Below are 18,802 nucleotides of genomic sequence, written 5' to 3'. Positions count from 1 at the left end.
GCCGCCCGTCACGGTTACCAGGGTATCGCTGACCGTTATGTTGGTCAGCGTCGCATTCCCCGTGTTCTCTACCGTAAAGGTATAATCGATCGTCTCGCCGGCCTGGGCAAAGCCGTCGCCGTTCGAATCGTTGAAACTGCCGGTTTTTATTAAGGCTATGGCCGCCTCCAACAGCTGCGCATTTCTTGTTTCTATTATACATGCGTTATCATCATGGGTTACCACCACGTAATATTCGTTGCCATAAAGGTCCGAAGTATCACTGATGTCCAAGGTATCTGTGGTAACACCACTATAGACGCCTGCATTACTAAGCTGCGTGCCCCCGTTATCCGGGTCCCCTAAATACCATTGGTAATTAAGGCCTGCATCGGCGTTGCCGGGGTCGCTGCTATAATCAGGGGTGGTATCGGGCGCTGTACCGGTGTAGCTGGTGGTCTCATCGCCACGGGCCGTTATGCTAAAGCTTGCCGGATCGCCAGATTCTACCGTCTGATCATCGGGGGGTGTGGTAATTACGGTCTGGGTCGCCAATTGGCTTGTACCCACTGCCTGTGGGGAATCCGTTATGGTGGGCACCCCATTACTATCTACCCCGCCAATGAGCCTATTATTGGCATCCAGGTCAGCTGCTGTAAAGGCAGCTCCTCCCTCGATGGCATCCGGGCAACCGTCATTGTCTGAATCTGTATCTAAACTATTTACAATACCGTCTTCATCTGTATCACAATATCCCTCAAATACTGTATTTAACCAATTAAATGCTATTCTCCCTCCTGTGAGCCTAGTCCGTAATGTAAACTCAGTAATCCACACATCCCCTGCATCTAGGCGCGCATATTTGTTTTCTTGTCCAAAACCGACTTCTGGATAATTCGTTATTAATTGATCGTTGGCATTTGCTGATAAGTTGCTACCAGAAGAACCGAATTCTATATTGTTAGCCCCATACCAATTACTCCATGAGTCACCACCTCCAAAACTTACTACGTTCGCATTATTATCAGTATACGAAAATGATGTAATCCGCTCATTATTATTATCTGTCTCAAAATCTTCAAAATTGAAAATAAATCCTTTTAAAGCAATTGGATCACCTGTATCACCATCCCTGAACTGCATTGTGATCTCGGAGTTATATATAGAAAAAGATCCTTCATATTCTTGTGAAAAACCACCAATACCAGAAGCTGTAACCACGATATCTATGGGTGCTCCTGATGTAGTTGTAAATCCTGATACTGTAGTCGTACCATCTTCAATCGCAATGATGCCATTATCCGGATCGCTGGTAGGGCCTAGGTCTAGGAATAAATTACCACACTCATCTGTATCCAAAATCCCGTCATTATCATCGTCGAGGTCGCATATATCATTTATCCCATCCCCATCACTGTCGGTGGGCGTAGGGTTGCCGTCTGTGCTGGCTCCTGCGGTACAGGACACAAAGGTGGTTACCGTGGGATCGTCCTCCTGATTGCTGTTATCGTCTGAAAGATCGGTAGCGGTCTGCGCAACCCCATTTTCATCGGTGTAATTCCCCGTAACGGTGGCCTGGTTGGTGACGCTGCGATTATCCACATCAGCTTGGGTGAGCGTATAGCTGGCCGTAAAAGTACTGTTGTCCACAGCGCCCGGGGCCAAGCTGGCCAATGGGCCGCCCAATACCGTCACCAAGCTATCGGTGACCGTGATATTGGTCAGTGTAACATTAAGCCCCGTATTCTCTATCCGAAAGGTGTAATCGATCGTCTCGCCCGCCTGGGCAGAGCCGTCCCCGTTTTCATCATTAAAGCTGCCGGTTTTTATTAAGGCAATGGCCGCACAAGCTGGCACTACTGCTTCGTTTGCTGCCAACCTACTATCCCCTACACCGTTAAACACTTCTACGGTATACGTACCGGGTACGCTGGTTTCGTAGGTTGGATCTGTTGCGCCGGTTATTGCTGTATCATCTAAGTACCATTGATAGGCTGTATACTCCGGCTCGTAATTTACCAATTGTAAGGTTACCGGGCCTGCCTCCAGGTCTGCACAGTTTACCGTAGTGTTCTCATCTAAAATTGGGGTACTGCCATAACCTGAAAAATACCCCCCAAAGTAAGCATTATTATTTATCCCTCCTGTAGCCACCTGTACCGGTGCATTGGAATAGACAGCGATGGTAGCACCAGGGGTGATGTCTATTTTTCTAAACTCATAGTCTGCGGTACCGGCGATTGGGCTGGCTGCCGGAATGACTATAGGTGATCCATCTTCTTCTACGCTTAAGTTTGCGCCCGTACGGGTTACTACAATTATTTTGGAATCATTATAGTCTAAACCTGAAATATTCCCCACAAAACCCAATTCATCTACATCAGTAGGGGCAAAGATGGACAGCTGGGACAATAACATGATATCTTGATTTTGATCTGCTGCAATACCTTTAATGGCATGATGTACATAGGCCACTTGGCTTGTGGTAATGTACATGGAGCCCGAATCAAAATTACTACCGGCTATCAATAACTGCTCCCCTTCATTAAGGGTTGCAAAAGCCGTGGCATTGCCATTCAGATAGACTTCGGTATTATCAGCTACCGCGGTCACAAATACTTTTTCGCCTGCCGGGTCTCCCCCTGCGATGGCTACATATTCATCACCTAACCGGTCTATAGTCACCAATTGGTCTAAGCCGTGGTCCTGACCTGCTGTATTTGCAGTGTTGGAAGCCCTAATGCTTTGCCCTCCGGTAGTGACCACAATGTCCCCTGTAGCTGTAATATCTGCCCCTATATGTCCTTCTGTATTTGACTGCGTATCAACCCCCTTCACCTCATAGATGATGGATTGCCCTGCGGTAAGGTCAACCGTTATGGTACCGTTATGGGTAATACCGGTAATCGTAGTATTGGGATCAATACCCGAGATGGTGATACTGGTATTTTCTACCGCCATAATGGATAAATAACTGTGCAAATAATTTTCTCCCTGAAAGATTCTGGGAACCGCCCATTTAAAATGCCGGCCTATTGCATCTTCGCCTTTTGCCGCATAAGATGTGGCTTGGCTGCTTCCGGCCCTAGAGCTGTACTCTAACAAAAATGGTTCTGAAGAGGTGGCGATCAAGCCGCTCGTTGACAATATTGTCCCTATTTCATTTCTAGGTATTGACATCGGGGGGTTGGGTGATGCTGAACCAACCGTCAAATCTACCCGTACCGGACTGCCTTTAGATACTGTAAACGGGCTACCCGCTATAGGGTTACCTGTATCTCCATTGGTAATGCTAACCTGATGCGGGGTTGATGACGGGCTTGAAATTACCAACTCTTCAATTCCCCAATAGGAACCAGCTGCAGTTCCATAAACTGCCGAAACGGTAGGCGGCAGGTAATGTATCGTATCTAACTGTAGGTTGTGGGTGTAGTTGGGGATGTTCACCTCCGTATTCCCAAGCTCTAACACCCAATCCCCATCTTTACCGGTAATATTGGTAGAAGCGGCAATGCAAATGCCCAGTTCGTTTTCAAGGTATTGAACGGCAGCCCGTCCTTTTGCGCCCTGGGCGAAATTACAGCCGTAGATGTTCAGCTGGTTTTTATCCTGCAACAGTCTGTTTTGTTGCAGCCAGTCTTTGAGTGCCGGGGCATCCAGCCAATTGCCCCCTATCAGCAGGGCACCGGGACGCCCGTGTGAAAAAAGCTCAAATATCGCTTCGTCCTTGGGCAGGGCCTCAGCCAGCAGCTCGGGTTCTGGCAAAGAGGCGTCTATAAAATACTGCCCGGCAACTTCTTCCCCGGAACAGGGAGTGTTATCGCCTATAGCGTAGGATGAAATCCCACAAAGCAGCAAAAAGAACACTACAAAAAACGTATTGATCTTTATTGTATTACTGCCCGGCCTTGATGTAAATGTGTTTGTGTACTTGTGTTCCATACAGATTTAGTTTATAATCAACCTATGATTGTCTTTAGTATTTATATATATTTTGCAGCACAGCTAAAAAGACTATGCGGCAAAAGCATTTGATCTTTAAACATCTTGTTTTACCAAAGGCACAGCTCCCTTAGGAGCTTGTTTACCCACAAAAAACAGGAGCAACTTCCTATTCTTTGTGGGTAACTACCGTTGTTAATACAAGAATTTCATCTTACTTTTTTTTATAAAAAAAAGGAAAGAAGGCTGTAGGCGTTTTAATTATTTATATCCTTACCTTAATTCAACTGAAAATTATGGCATTGCCCCCCTCACTTCTCCTTAATTTATATGGTAAAAGTAAAACAGCATGCTGAAGAAAATTTTTAAGTGTAAGGAACGGGAATACACCCGTTATACAACTATTTAAAAAACAGCTATTTACAAAACAAAGGGTTGTTTTGCGTGTAACTAACGGAAACGGCCCCAAATGTTGTCGTTATACGCATTTTCTTTAGGAAGGGAATAGAAAAAAACCACTACCACATAGCCCAAGGGTGCTTTGTCCGTTAGTTACAAAGCTTTTTCAAAAAAACAAAAACCTAACATTTATACATATGAACAATTCTGGGAATGGGTTTTGATTTGCTTTTAAAAATTGATCTCTATGATTGTGTAGTTATTTTCGTTTCTGCTCATGATGAATATATGCTGAAGTCTTTTAAACACAACACGGTTTCTTTCCTGATAAAACCAATAAATATTGAAGGCTTAAAATTTGCTTGCCGTAAACTATGAGTTGTCCTAAAACAGGCTGACCACTTTAACAAATAGTAAATTGAGTTCTTTGGATGATTTATAAATAAGTTGAATTTATGTCAACTTATTTTAGGCCGGGACAGTTTAATAACAGAAAAAGGCTTGCTATTGTGACAAGCCTTTTTGTTTGGAGTCTACTACGAGGTCTTTTTAACCTTATAGGTTTTCCATTTCTCTATAACCTACAAGCTTTATGCTCAACTATTGATCATTTGGAATCAAGTAAATTCTTGTTATTCCGTGCCCTGACATGGAATTTCGTACTATTTTGAAAAACCAAAATTTTAAGGATGAGTCCCTGAAACCGGAGCTTCTATTTTAGTGGTATTTCGGTATAAATTTTCCATGAAAATTCACTCGATATCCAAAATCCTTCCAGGCTTCTTCCTAAATTTCATCCCGAAATACAAACTCTAGCTCCTTCTGTGTATTTGTGGAAGAAATCTTTTTCCCTTTTGTAATGGAAGCTGTATCAAACGCTGGTGGCTCTACGTTGAGTTCTTTTGCTTTTGCAGAATAATACTCTTTTTTAGAGGGATGAAGGGGATATACCCCGTGAAAGACTTCTCCGAATTTTTCTTGCTGAAGAACTTTCAGAATTAAATGGATTGCGTCTTGTTGTTGAATTAAATTCACCGGAGCTTGTGGATTGGCAACATCTTGTCTCCCGGCCAAAAACTTTACCGGATGACGATCTCCTCCTAACAGTCCCCCCATTCGAATGACCGTGGTTTTAAAATTTGGATTATTTTGAAACAATTTTTCTACTTCTTGAATTTGTTTTGAAGCGGAACTTTTTCCATTGGGTGTTGAAGTTTCGGAATATTCCGGGATGCTTTCTTGATCTTCAAAAACCGACGTTGAACTTACCAAGATCACTTTCTCAACTGAAGAAAGTTCAAGTTTAGTCATAAAATGCTTTAGCTTTTTTACAAAACTGGTATTAGGTTCTTTTCGTAAACCGGGCGGGACATCGACTATCAAAGCTTCTGCGCCATCTAAAAATGAAAAGACTTCGCCCTTCACTTCTTCTTCCGTTAATTCTATATAAAAAGCATCGATTCCCTTCTTCTCTAAGGTTTCTATTTTTTCTGAAGTGGTGGTCGATCCGTTTACGGAATAGCCTTTTTGTAATAGTTCTTCTGCCAAGGGCATCCCTAACCAACCACAACCCAATACAGAAATGGTTATTTTTATTTGTTTTCCCATTCTTTCCTATTCTTTTCTTTTGCTATGTATGAGAAGTAACTCATTAAAAATCCAAATAAACTAAAGGCTGAAAAATAGAATACCAAATGGCTAAATTGAATATTTTCCAATTTCCAATTGACTTGAAATAATTCAACTAAAACAGTCATGGGAATTATAAAAATCAATCCATTAACTATAATTGATTTCCATTTGTATAAAGTCCCTTTCTCATTACTTGACAAAGTATTTTTCATTTTAATTAGAGTTTAATGGTACACTTTGCTTCGTAATAATGGCATCGTTCAAAACAAAGGGTTTTGGCATCATCCCTTTGGTACGAGGAGCTATATCGAATACCGGATTACTTAACAAATCGTTACTGGCTTCATAAATTTTCAAGTCTAGGCTTTCTCCTTTTTTCAATTCAAAATCTAATCGGAGTGTATCTTGATCTACCGCATAATAGGTGAGTAATTTTTCTTTCTCCCTATTTTGATAGAATACATGTTCTTTAGAAGTGGCTGCGATTTTATTCACCTTAAAATTATAGAAATCTACTTTCTCATCGGCAAAGATTTCCATTCGGTTAATTTTACGTTGCGGTGCTATTTTTATGGTCAACTTATTAGTAGCCCTATTTTGAAAAGCCGAATCCTGTTTCACCAAAACAGCAGCTTCTGCAATCGGTTTTACTTCAGCTTCCTTTTGTCTTGTAAATTGTAAATGATATTTGCTATCAAATTCAACATCATCCAAGGCTTTGTGCTCTCCTTTAAAATAAGGTGAATTATATTCATCCAGTTGATGATCATACGTCACCCACCAAGCTTTATTCTCATCGGTATCTAACAGGTAAAGTAGGCTATTGGGTTTAGGGTTTTCATTAGAAAAACCGGAATGATTGTGGGCCATCATCAAACTCACCCCGGCAATTACCATACATAAGACCCCCATCCAATGTATTTTTTTATAGCGAATAAAAATAGGCATTAACAAGCCTAACAAGAGTACCGTAAATAAACTGCTAATCACCATCATTTTTAAGCCCAAACCAACCGGGAAAAACTGAATTAAAGGAGCTAATAAGAAAATTGCAGGAATGCTTAAAAATAACAGCAACCATAAATTAGGTTGGTTTTGTTTGACCACTAAGTAGTAAATTAACAACCCGAAAATGACCGGCCAAATAAAGTAGGCGGCTCCTTTAAATGCGATGGCGATAATGGTATTGATAAGCAACCAGACAAATAAAGGTGCCGGGATGGTTTTAATAAGTTCTTCCCCTCTGTAAATCACTCTATACAACAGCAACGAAATAGCCAGTGTAATTGCTACAAAGGCTGTGATATAATAATGCCCATTACTGGTAAAGCCGTTTTGATTTTCTAGGTATTCGGGATAATTATGTTGAACTAGTTGAAAACCAAAATAAGTAGCCAGCACACTCCCTGTTAGAATTACCAAAAACCAAACTATATTTTTCACCAATGAAAATGCGGTAAACGACTTTTTTCTGATGGCATACATGCTGATTCCCAAAAAGGCCAGCCAAGCTACAATTAACAACGGAATGATCAAAGCGTAGGAATAATAGAGCATTCCTATTCCCGGAAAATTAAAATACACCGATTCTTTTTCAGATGTAAGTTTAGTGAGGTTCACATTAGAAAAATAGGGCATTAAAGAGGTAAGGTAACTCGCTTGATGGGCTAAAGAGTTTTGATCTAAATTTTTAAAAGTATCGTTGGCGGTATGATAATCGTAGTGATCGTCGATAAATGCAAAAAAGAAACTAGGAACATTCTTTTTTTCCCTTAATACGGTAGCATCGGTATCATTGGGTAATTTTTTATACACCGAATACATTAAAGAGGTAGCTACCGGATATTCGGGATGTGCTTTAGCAAATGCTTTTATAAGCTTTTGGTTGCCCGCATTAGTTTCAAGGATGGTATTGGAAGGACCTCCGCTTCCACGGGCTTCAAAATTTAATACCAACCCAATATTGTTTGCCCAAGGATGTTCTTTTACAAAAAGTTCGGCACCGTTTAGACCAATTTCTTCTGCATCGGTAAAACAAATGATGATATTATTTTTATGTGGTACTTTTTCTTTTAGAAAAACGCGTAAGCTTTCTAAAATAGTAGCTACGCCAGAGGCTGCATCACTTGCCCCATAGGAAGAATGTACCGCACTATCATAGTGCGTCATCACCATTAAATCATTTTTTGGGGATGGATCGCTACCGGGTATTTTGGCAATAATATTTTCTGGAACCGTAAAAACACCTTCGGGATTTAAGGAATATCCTTTTTGGGTTTGTACTTGTAGGCCTAATTTTTGGAGTTCTTGAACAATGTAATTCCTTACTTCACTATGTGCTTTTGTTCCAATAGAGTGAGGTTTTTTACTTATATTTTTTACGTGCTCGTTAGCTCTTTCTATGGAAAAGCCCAATTGGTTTTCTTCAGAAAAATCTTCTGCATCAGGCATTAGGGTGTAGAAACTTACCCCAACCAATAGGCCCAAGATAAGCAGTACTAATATTTTGTAGATGAACGCTTTCAATTAATCAATCTAACTTTTTTACTAAGGCAAAATAATCATTTTCAAGCGGAAGATAGCCTTGATTGTAAACAAAATAATAAACGGTTCCTTTTTTAGTGGTGTAGATACTGGTGATGTATTCAAAATTAAAGCCTTTTGTTAATAAGGTTGATTTGGTGGTTTTCGACTTATTTTGGGGGTTTAATTCTTCTAAAATGCGGTAGTTTTTCCTTAGCCGGTTATTAATATTCCTAACTAGGTTTTTATTGTCTTTGTTTAGTTTGTTGTTATATGCGTTTCTACAGTAATCGCTACAGAATTTTTTATCTGCCCTACCTACAATTTTTTCGCCACATTCTAAACAGGATTTCTGCATTGTTTAAATCATTAGTTAAGAAGAATATATAAATTTACAATTTTTTTGTTTAGCTATGGTTTGCTTTAAGAAACAGTATTAAACTTATGCTACCCCCCTCTCTTAAATTGCCATACAGAGTTTGATAACCTAAATAAGGATCGCATTTTAAAAACTTTGAACAACACCCACTACCCCATAAAATCTGAAAACAATATTGGGCCTAAGCATTACCAAACTACGATAAAGGAAAAGCCTTCTTGTTTTAAATAGCTTATGATCTATTAAAAAAAGAAGAATTAAAGAAGGAAATTGATTATTTAGAGCTTGCAGGCCTGTTCGATTTTTCTTGTAGATAAAATTATTCGGGAAGAAAATATTAGTAAGTCTGTGTATGAAGTTTGTTGAGAAATATTTTCTGTGGAAGCTACCGCGTACGTCTTCCATCAATCGTATTATTCTAGTCGGGATAATTTAAATAGCTTTAGGATAAATGCCTAGAATACCGGTGTGGCTAATGAAGGTTATAAAAACAAAACACCGCTAGGTTTCTAGCGGTGTTTGAGAAAAAAACTTAAAAATAATTCTATATATTATTCTTAGATTACGCGAACTTGAGTCGCGGTCATTCCTTTTCTTCCTTCAGATTCAACGTACTCAACTTTGTCACCTTCGTTAATAGTTTCACCGTCTAAACCGGTTACGTGAACAAAAATGTCTTGACCTGTTGCGTCGTTGGTAATGAATCCATAACCTTTAGATTCATTGAAAAATTTAACTGTACCTTCCATTGTAATAAATAATTAATAATTATAGCAAACCTACATATAAAATTGTGATTTACATTGAAATAATATTAATTTTATTTAAAAAAATTGGAAATTTAAAGATCAGATTATATCCTGATCTCTCATTTTATCAAGGTTTTTGCGGCTTAACGTATAATCTTCCAATTTTTTGCCTTTCCACCGATGATAAATAAATAAAGGCATTAAAATGAAGGAACTAGCCAATACTGTAATCCCCATAATGATATTCCCCAAGCTTTCATTTTCTTCAAAAGTGATTATATACAAACCTACTCCTGTGGCAATAGCGATCGCTATAAATAAAACTATAATAACATACTTCATCTTCTTTCTACTTTAATAATTAATCAACTTTCTTCGGTAGGCAGTCAACATTTTAGATTTTGAAACAAAGCCTACATATTTTCCATCTTTGATAACCGGTAAATTCCAAGCTCCTGTATTTTGAAACCTATTCATCACCTGCTGCATACTGTCTTTACCGTAATGTATGTAATCTGGAGGGTCATGCATCAAAAACTCTACCAGCATGGTTTCTTGCAATTCTGTATTGAACATTATCTCCCGAATATCGTCTAAGGTAAGGACGCCTACCAATTCTTTTTCATCATTTAACACGGGAAAAAGATTTCGCTTAGATTTCACCACTGCTTGATGCAGCATTTCTTTTAGGGTCATATCCGGCTTTAGACTAATAAAATTAGTTTCTATAATGGTATCTAACTTTAATAAAGTTAATACGGCTTGATCTTTATCGTGCGTGAGTAAGGCATTTCGGTCTTTTAATTCTTTGGTATAAATATTATAATCTGAATTGGCCTTCGAAATTAAAAATGAAATGGTCACGGTGATCATTAACGGAATAAAAAGTTGATAACCACCGGTAATTTCAGCAATCAAGAAAATAGCTGTCATGGGTGCTTGTAAGACGCCTGCCATTAGGCCAGCCATTCCTACCATGGTGAAGTTTTCTGAAGAAAGGGTAAACCCTAACTGCCGAGATAAGTTCACAAAAAAGCTTCCGGTGACTGCTCCTAAAAATAAAACAGGAGCGAAAACGCCACCAACACCACCTCCACTTAAGGTAACTGAAGTAGCAATGGGTTTCAACAAAATTAACCCTAAAATTAAGAAAATAACCACCCAACTATTCCCCAAACTCTCTTTGAATAGAAAAGCATCGAACGCGTGATGGTAATCTTGAGCTATCAATTGGTTCATAAACGTAAATCCTTCTCCATATAAGGGAGGAACGAGAAAGGTAAGTAAACCAATTACAAAACCGGCAATAACAATTTTTAGATAGTCATTTTTGATTTTTCTGAAATAATTCTCTGTGGTAAAATAAATTTTTGAAAAATAAATGGAAACCAATGCTGTAATCACTCCGAGTACTGTATAAAACAATATATTCTGAATATCGAATTTCTGAATGGCATGAAAATCGACAATATATTGTTCTCCAATAAAAAACATTCTTGTAACCACGGCAGCTACCGACGCCATTAATAAAGGAAGTAACGAAGCAAAAGTTAAATCTAAACTAAATACTTCTATCGCAAATAAAATAGCTGCAATCGGTGCTTTAAAGATCGCTGAAAGTGAACCTGCTGCTGCACACACCAACAATAGTTTTCTGGATTGTGCATTCATATGAAACATTCGTGCAATGTTAGAACCAAAAGAAGCTCCTGTAGCTACTGAGGGTCCTTCCAATCCTACAGATCCTCCAAAACCAACTGTTAGCGGAGCTGTTAAAAGGGAACTGATAAGGTTACGCCGATCCATTTTTCCATTCTTTTGAGAAATGGCAAATAATGCCATCGGAATTCCATGGCCTACGTCTTTTCGCAAAATATATTTTTTCACCAACAGCACCAACAGTAAGCCTATAAACGGAAATATAAAGTACCAATAGACGTGATAGTCGTGAACGGCTCCCTGTTCAAAAAACATCGCGATATAGTGCGTAATGTTTTTTAAAGCTACCGACGATAATCCGGCGACTAAACCTACGAGAATACTTAAGATATAAATAAAATTCTTTTTGGAGATATGTTTATACCTCCAAATTAAAAATCTTGTAAAAGGTGTTTTTTTCTTTAGCATCCAAGCTTTATTTACTTCGTTTTGTGACTAAAAAAATCCTGTACAAACAGGATTTTTTAGTCTTATTCTAGTTCAACTTTAAGATGAAGCTCTTTTAGCTGTTCTTCGTCTATTTTGGCCGGTGCATCAATCATCACATCTCTACCTGCATTGTTTTTAGGGAAAGCAATAAAATCCCGAATGGTTTCTTGACCGCCTAAAATTGCCACCAATCTATCTAAGCCAAAAGCCAGCCCTCCATGTGGTGGCGCTCCATATTGAAATGCATCCATTAAGAAGCCAAACTGCGCTTTTGCTTCTTCTTCAGAAAAACCTAAATAATCAAACATCGTGGCTTGAGTTTCTTTGTCGTGAATTCTGATAGAACCTCCACCTATTTCGTTACCATTCAATACTAAATCGTACGCATTTGCCTTTACTTTTCCGGGAGCTGTAGCCAATAAAGGAATATCTTCTACTTTAGGCGAGGTAAACGGGTGGTGCATCGCGTGATAACGCTCGGTTTCTTCGTCCCATTCCAAGAGCGGGAAATCTACTACCCATAGTGGCGCAAACTCATTCGCTTTTCGTAAACCTAAACGTTCGGCCATTTCCATACGCAAGGCACTTAACTGCGCTCTTACTTTATTCTTTTCTCCAGAAAGTACACAAATTAAATCGCCAGGTTTTGCATTGGTTTTTTCTGCCCATTGTTTTAGATCTTCTTCCTCGTAAAATTTATCTACCGAAGATTTAAAAGTTCCATCTTCATTGTATTTTGCGTAAACCATCCCTAGAGCTCCTACTTGTGGACGCTTCACCCAATCAATTAATTTATCAATTTCCTTTCGGCTATATTTTGCTCCATCTGGAACAGCGATACCAACCACCAAATCTGCTTCATTAAAAATCTTGAAGTCTTTGTGTTTAGTAACTTCATTAAGTTCACCAAACTCCATCCCAAACCGAATATCAGGTTTGTCGTTACCATACTTACGCATGGCATCATCATAAGTCATTCGTGGGAATTTTTCCACTTTCACTCCATTGATTTCTTTTAATAAATGCCGGGTTAAGTTTTCAAAAATATCAAGAATATCTTCTTGTTCTACAAAAGCCATTTCACAGTCAATTTGTGTAAATTCTGGCTGCCGATCGGCACGAAGGTCTTCATCCCTAAAACACTTCACAATTTGAAAGTATTTATCCATTCCGCCTACCATTAGCAACTGTTTAAAGGTTTGTGGGGACTGCGGAAGTGCATAAAACTGCCCTTCATTCATTCTACTTGGCACTACAAAATCCCTTGCTCCTTCTGGGGTAGATTTTATTAAGTACGGCGTTTCTACTTCCACAAAGTTTTGGTTAGAAAGGAAGTTTCTTACTTCCATGGTTACTTTGTGGCGGAAAACCAATTTATTTTTTACCGGATTTCTTCGAATGTCTAAATAACGATATTTCATTCTAAGGTCTTCCCCTCCATCGGTTTTATCTTCAATGGTAAATGGCGGAACTAAAGCTTTGTTAAGCACTTCTAGTTCTTCTACTAAAATTTCGATTTCTCCGGTAGGAATATTTGCGTTTTTAGACTCACGTTCTATTACCTTTCCCTTAATTTGAATAACAAACTCTCGGCCTAAGCTTTTGGCTTTTTCCATGACTGTTGCCGGGGTACGTTCTTCATCAAAAATAAGCTGGGTAATACCATAACGATCTCTTAAATCTACCCAAATCATGAATCCCTTATCCCTGATTTTTTGTACCCATCCAGCTAAAGTCACGGTTTCTTGTTGATGACTTAGTCGTAATTCTCCGTTTGTATGTGATCTATACATAGTTTGTTTATTCAAATTCGAGCGCAAAAATAAGAAGTTATCCTGTGTTGCCCTACTAATATTACGATAAAATATAGATGAATATTAACTCTCAATAACCATTTAACTCATTAATATTCAATTAAAAACACTTTCAATGTTAATTTAATGTTATGTAATTATTGATTTAATGTAAATTTATAGCTATATTTGTAAAGTTAACATTAAATAGACTATGATGAAGAAGATTGTATTTATGGCGATGATTTTATTTGGAGCTACCGTTATGGCCCAAGATGTGAAGCCTAATTTTGAAAAAAACGGAAATGTAATTAAAGGAACTTTCTTTTACGATAATGGAAATATACAACAAGAAGGTACTTATAAAGACGGAAAACTTCACGGTGAATGGATAATGTACAACACCGATGGAGATAAAACTGCGATAGGAAATTATACCCATGGTGAGAAAACCGGTAAATGGTTTTTTTGGAAGAATGAAGAATTAGTTGAAGTTGACTATAGTAATAATCAAATTGCTGATGTAACTACTTGGAAAAACTCTAACTCTATCGCTATTAATGAATAAAACTTCATTTTACTTATAACATCAAAAAAGCTTCCAGAATTCTGGAAGCTTTTTTATTTGGTAAAGTTATAGGCTAACTTTAAGCATTAGTTCAATTAAAAAATAAGGAAATATATTATAAACCTTTTAAAAGATTTTGATCATAAATTTCCATTTCCCTGGTAATTAGCTATAAATCTTCCATCAACATCTACTTCATCACGAAACTATCTTTCCAACAAACTTCACCTCAAAATCAGTTTATTTTATTGAATTAATACCTCATCCGCATTCGCTTATGGGTTTTTAACAATTAAAACGTTGCCACAAAGGAAAAAAATTTTAAAATTATTTTGATACCCATTTAACAACACCAACACATCGTTATTGTACTAAAACTTTTCGATTGTATGGTTAACCTCTTTTATCTAAAACTTGTATAAATTTAATAGTCAAGAGCTCTTTAAAGCTTAAAAAGTAACTCTCTCTTGTTTCTTTAACATCATACTAAAAAAATAACAACAAGTCTCTTCTTTAAATAAGAAAGCCCCTTCTAAAGAAGAGGCTTTCAATATGATTAAATAAATCTGCAATCAGCTTTTATTCGACCTGATTTACATAAATCCATCCTTTTGTTGAATTACCAAAGACAGGATCTTCTCTTTTCATTTCAAGAACATAGAAGTAAGTACCTGTAACAAGAGCCTCCCCTTCTTCATTTTGACCACAGAAAGAATCTACATAATTCGAACTTTCAAAAATCAATCTTCCATAGCGGTTATAAACTTTCAAGCTAGCGATACCAGATCTTTCACTTAAGAAGGTTAAATCTAAACAATCATTCATTCCATCGGCATTAGGAGATATTCCTTGAGTAATGGTACAACCACTTCCATAAGGCTCTATAAGCACCTCTGTACTAATGCTAGCCGATCCTGAACAAGAAGCTCCATAATATGCTTCAACAGTATATTCATAATTATACTCGCCAGCTTCTTCGTATACAGCGGTATAGCTAGAACCAGTTTCTCCTGGAATTTCTACTCCATTCATATACCAAATATAAGTTATTCCCGAAGCATCGATTCCTTCTCCGCTTGCATCAGCATTCAACACAATTTCTTGTGTAGGAACTCCGTCCTCTTCACAATATTGAACATCAACTATGGCGCTGCTTCCTTCTGCTGCTCCAACTGAAACATTTAATTGTGTATTAGACAAACTAATGTTTTGGATAGCAGCACAAGTCATAGAAGGATCATCTAATGAAACTACGGTTACTTCATACGTACCAAATCCATAAATAGAGGGATCTAATGTTGGATTAGTTTCTCCAGTAATTACTGAACCTTGGTAAGACCATTCAAAAGTAACTTCTGAAACATCCATATTGGCTGGAGTAGCATCTAGAATATTTATTGATAAGTCACAAACAGAAGTATCTTCTCCTAAATCAACTTGTGGACGTAAATCAAAAAGTAAATCTACATTTTGAGTTTCGACACATCCATTTATGTTTACCTCTACTTGATAATTTCCATCTTCGTTAACACTAATGGTTTGTGTTGTTTCTCCTGCGATTTCATCTCCATTGTAGAACCAAGTATAAGTGGCATCATCAGATGGTGTTCCTGTAATTACTGCAGTAAGGTCTTGCATACTATCGTCACAATAAGATTGATCTCCTCCTAAATCTACCGTAAACGCGGTATCATTAATAAAGATTTCTTCTGAAGTTTCACAAGAATAGGTACTACCATTAAAGCTAAAGACACCGGTTACATTAACCGTATAGGTATCTCCTGGAGCAAGGCTTGCGGTATCGTTATTTCCAGCTCCAGGCACTTCAGCCCCACTAGAATCTAACCATTCATAATTTACCGTATCAAAATCTGATGAGTTGAAAACTGTCGCTGTAACCACAGCATCACTTCCATCACATACAATAATTTCGTCATTACCTAAATCTACCTCTGGTGAATCTGAGAAAACAACTTGAATTTCATCTTCAGCTACACAACCTTGAATTTCTACTTCTACGGTATAATTACCTGTTGCAGTGATTTCATAGGTAGATGCTGTTGCGTCTGCAATTACGTCACCACTATCATCGTACCATACATAAGTTGCGTTTGTATCATCTTCTCCATCTACAATAGCTTCTGCCGTATAGGAAGCGGTATCACAGAATGTTTGATCGTCACCTAAATCAACCGTAAATTCTGCATTAGTCACTTCTACCGTCATTTGTGTTGAACAAGATTGATCTGCTATCTCATTTCCTTCTTCATCTAATAAAGTACCTGAAACCTCTACTGTATATTCTCCGGGTTCGGTTACATTTAAGGTAGAAGAGGTTTCTCCAGAGATTTCATCTCCATCCTGATACCAAGTATAGGTAAAGCTTCCAAATTCTGTTGCATTCGTAGGAGTAGCATCTAAATCTAAAGAGCTAACCCCACATAATGATTGCAGTTCATCCATCGCTAATTCCGGACTAGGGCTGTATATTACATGAAAAGTTTCAAAAGGTCGCGGCAAACCTTGAGCGTCAAACGCTCTCACTTTATAATAACCTTCCTCATCAACCACAATCGAAGGACCTGATGCTTGTTCAATAGGAATCATCGTACAGTTGTCAAAATTTTCATCACAGCTTTCATACCAAAGAAATCCGGGATCATCTGGATTATTTGCCGTTAAGGTAACTTCTGTTCCTTCACACGCATAAACTATATTCTCCAAGATAGAACAGTCTGTTGTTCCTCCTCCTGTCTCACCATAATTGGTTTGAAGTAAACTAATATAACCCGGTGATTGATTGAAGTTAGTTATTAACACGAGGTAAATATCTCCTGCTAGTGCATTTGGCAGCACCATCTCTTCAATAGCAGCTGCAGAATAACTACAATCTACTTCATTTGCGTCGGTTAAATTGTCACAATTCCCTTCTAATTCTGAAAAAGGCCCATATACTATAAAATCTACATCCAAACCAGTTCCTACGGCATTTCCATCTCCATCAAAAGCAGTATTTTGTACAATTTCAAATTCTAGATCACCTGCTTGATCTACCTGAAGGTAAAACCAAGCCGGATTTGGTTCAGAACCTAAACAACCATAATCGGGTCCTTCTTCAGCGACAGACTCTTCTAGATAATAATATCCATTTGCAAATATTAATGGCTCAGGATTTCCTGAACTATCAAATGGCGCACAAAATGGAGCTACATCTGCACAGCTTGTATTATCTTCTTCATAATCTGGACTAGTAATACATAAGTCAAAACTTGCTGATGTTGCTGCTGAGGAGAATACTCTTATATAGTAAGTTTCTCCAACGGTAAGGCCTGTTGCCACAATACCCGGGCTGTTTCCAAAATTATCAAATTCAGAACTACAATACATTTCGGTTAAATTATCACATTCGCCTTCGTAAATGGCGTGAGCGACGTTGAATGGGGCGCCTATTAATGTAATCATTTGATCTGCAGCAATAGCTGTAAACTCAAACCAAACATCTTGAGCTACTGGCCCTTGACAACTTACCGGAACATTAGAACCGTTAGCTGCAGTGATTACTACAGGAGTAGTATCCACACAAAATTCGTCAGAATTTACTACAGCAGGTAATGCATCCACACATAAATCATTTTCAGGAGGACACGCGATTTGCGTAAGTGATTGGCTATTAACAACACAATTTATATCGTCATCATTTTCTATGGTAATCTGAACACCAGTTGCATTTGGATAAGGTCCGAATGTAACTATGCCAGTTTCTGAAACAGTTTGAGGAGTACTCGACTGATTATCACTTAGTGTTAACGATAATGCTGTACCTAAATCTGTAATATTCGTTTCTACAAAAAATTCATCATTACCACTATCACAGTTACTGACAACTTGGTAGCTAGCTTGAGGGTTAGTACAAGTGGCACATGAAACTGTATAATCTATTGGGTCGTAACCATTATCTGAACAGTTGACGGATCCATCAGAATCAATGATTACGGTAATTTGATCACCGGTTGATTGAAATGATTGCCCAGAAATATCTCCTCCACTATTGAAAAGTTCGGTTCCATCAGAATCCAATACGATAAAATCGTCACAACAAGTTTCTAAGAAACCTGAATTTACCACTAAATTAAGTAGGCTACCGTCTGTACTTATATAATCAATTTGTAAATCTTCATTGTTTCCGTAACAAAAATTCTCTGTAACAGGCCCAACAGCACAATCTACAGTAACTTCAGTACAGTATTCTTGCGTAAACTCATCACTCGTAATTACACAGCTCGAGTCTTGATTATTTTCTATTGTAAATTCTACTAAAGTACCATTCGCATAAGGACCAAAATTATAGATTCCTGTAGCGGAAGCTATTTCTGAGTTGCCTTGATTATCTTCAATGGTAACATCGGTAGCATCACCAATACTTGTAAGATCTACATCAATCGTAAATTGAGGACCATTTTCACAATCTTCAACTACTGTATAACTTGCCTGAGGATTAATACAAGTAGCACAAGAAACCGTATAATCTATCGGGTCGTAACCATTATCTGAACAGTTGACAGACCCATCAGAATCAATGATTACGGTAATTTGATCACCGGTTGATTGAAATGATTGTCCAGAAATATCTCCTCCACTATTGAAAAGTTCGGTTCCATCAGAATCCAATACGATAAAATCGTCACAACAA

At 38.1% G+C, this 18,802-nt stretch carries 11 protein-coding genes; 1 reads left to right on the top strand and 10 read right to left on the bottom strand.

The genetic code is table 11. The features are described 5' to 3' along the window. The 9 genes from FVB9532_RS18845 to aspS form a co-directional block, all read right to left on the bottom strand. Window positions 1-3,921 (bottom strand): CLIPPER-2 domain-containing protein (locus tag FVB9532_RS18845; protein ID WP_150546736.1); only part of this gene is annotated, 3,921 nt, incomplete at its 3' end. A gap of 1,185 nt (window positions 3,922-5,106) precedes the next feature. Beyond that, the gene (locus FVB9532_RS18840) at window positions 5,107-5,928 is read right to left on the bottom strand and encodes an NAD(P)-binding domain-containing protein (RefSeq protein ID WP_228482400.1); all 822 of its coding nucleotides are present in this window, start codon (window positions 5,926-5,928) and stop codon (window positions 5,107-5,109) included. Further along, window positions 5,913-6,164, bottom strand: a complete 252-nt coding sequence (locus FVB9532_RS18835) for a DUF3413 domain-containing protein (protein ID WP_150546735.1) — start codon at window positions 6,162-6,164, stop codon at window positions 5,913-5,915. The genes FVB9532_RS18840 and FVB9532_RS18835 overlap by 16 nt, the downstream gene beginning before the upstream one ends. A 1-nt stretch (window position 6,165) precedes the next feature. Further along, window positions 6,166-8,478 (bottom strand): M20/M25/M40 family metallo-hydrolase, encoded by a 2,313-nt coding sequence (locus FVB9532_RS18830; protein WP_150546734.1) that lies wholly within the window; start codon window positions 8,476-8,478, stop codon window positions 6,166-6,168. 4 nt (window positions 8,479-8,482) lie between these two features. Beyond that, on the bottom strand, window positions 8,483-8,833 hold the full coding sequence (locus FVB9532_RS18825; protein WP_150546733.1) for a hypothetical protein: 351 nt from the start codon (window positions 8,831-8,833) through the stop codon (window positions 8,483-8,485). A gap of 578 nt (window positions 8,834-9,411) precedes the next feature. Beyond that, window positions 9,412-9,603 carry a cold-shock protein gene (locus FVB9532_RS18820; RefSeq protein ID WP_150546732.1) on the bottom strand — a complete coding sequence of 64 codons (192 nt, stop codon included), beginning with the start codon at window positions 9,601-9,603 and terminating at the stop codon, window positions 9,412-9,414. Window positions 9,604-9,702: 99 nt separating this feature from the next. Then, a complete protein-coding gene (locus tag FVB9532_RS18815; protein WP_150546731.1) occupies window positions 9,703-9,945 on the bottom strand; it encodes a hypothetical protein in 243 nt (80 codons plus the stop codon). A gap of 12 nt (window positions 9,946-9,957) precedes the next feature. Then, window positions 9,958-11,730, bottom strand: a complete 1,773-nt coding sequence (locus FVB9532_RS18810; protein ID WP_150546730.1) for a chloride channel protein — start codon at window positions 11,728-11,730, stop codon at window positions 9,958-9,960. Between the two features lie 62 nt (window positions 11,731-11,792). Further along, window positions 11,793-13,544: an aspartate--tRNA ligase gene (gene aspS / locus FVB9532_RS18805; RefSeq protein WP_150546729.1), complete on the bottom strand. Its 1,752-nt coding sequence runs from the start codon at window positions 13,542-13,544 to the stop codon at window positions 11,793-11,795. A gap of 217 nt (window positions 13,545-13,761) precedes the next feature. On the opposite strand from aspS, the gene FVB9532_RS18800 reads away from it, so the two are divergent. After that, window positions 13,762-14,112 (top strand): toxin-antitoxin system YwqK family antitoxin, encoded by a 351-nt coding sequence (locus FVB9532_RS18800; RefSeq protein ID WP_150546728.1) that lies wholly within the window; start codon window positions 13,762-13,764, stop codon window positions 14,110-14,112. 579 nt (window positions 14,113-14,691) lie between these two features. Here the strand turns inward: FVB9532_RS18800 and FVB9532_RS18795 are convergent. Then, on the bottom strand, window positions 14,692-18,802 hold a 4,111-nt coding region (locus FVB9532_RS18795), incomplete at its 5' end, for a T9SS type B sorting domain-containing protein (protein WP_150546727.1).

This window comes from Mesonia oceanica (assembly GCF_902499555.1).
Classification (GTDB): domain Bacteria; phylum Bacteroidota; class Bacteroidia; order Flavobacteriales; family Flavobacteriaceae; genus Mesonia; species Mesonia oceanica.
The sequence above is the reverse complement of the archived record's forward strand: the minus strand, read 5'-3'. Positions and strand labels throughout refer to the sequence as shown.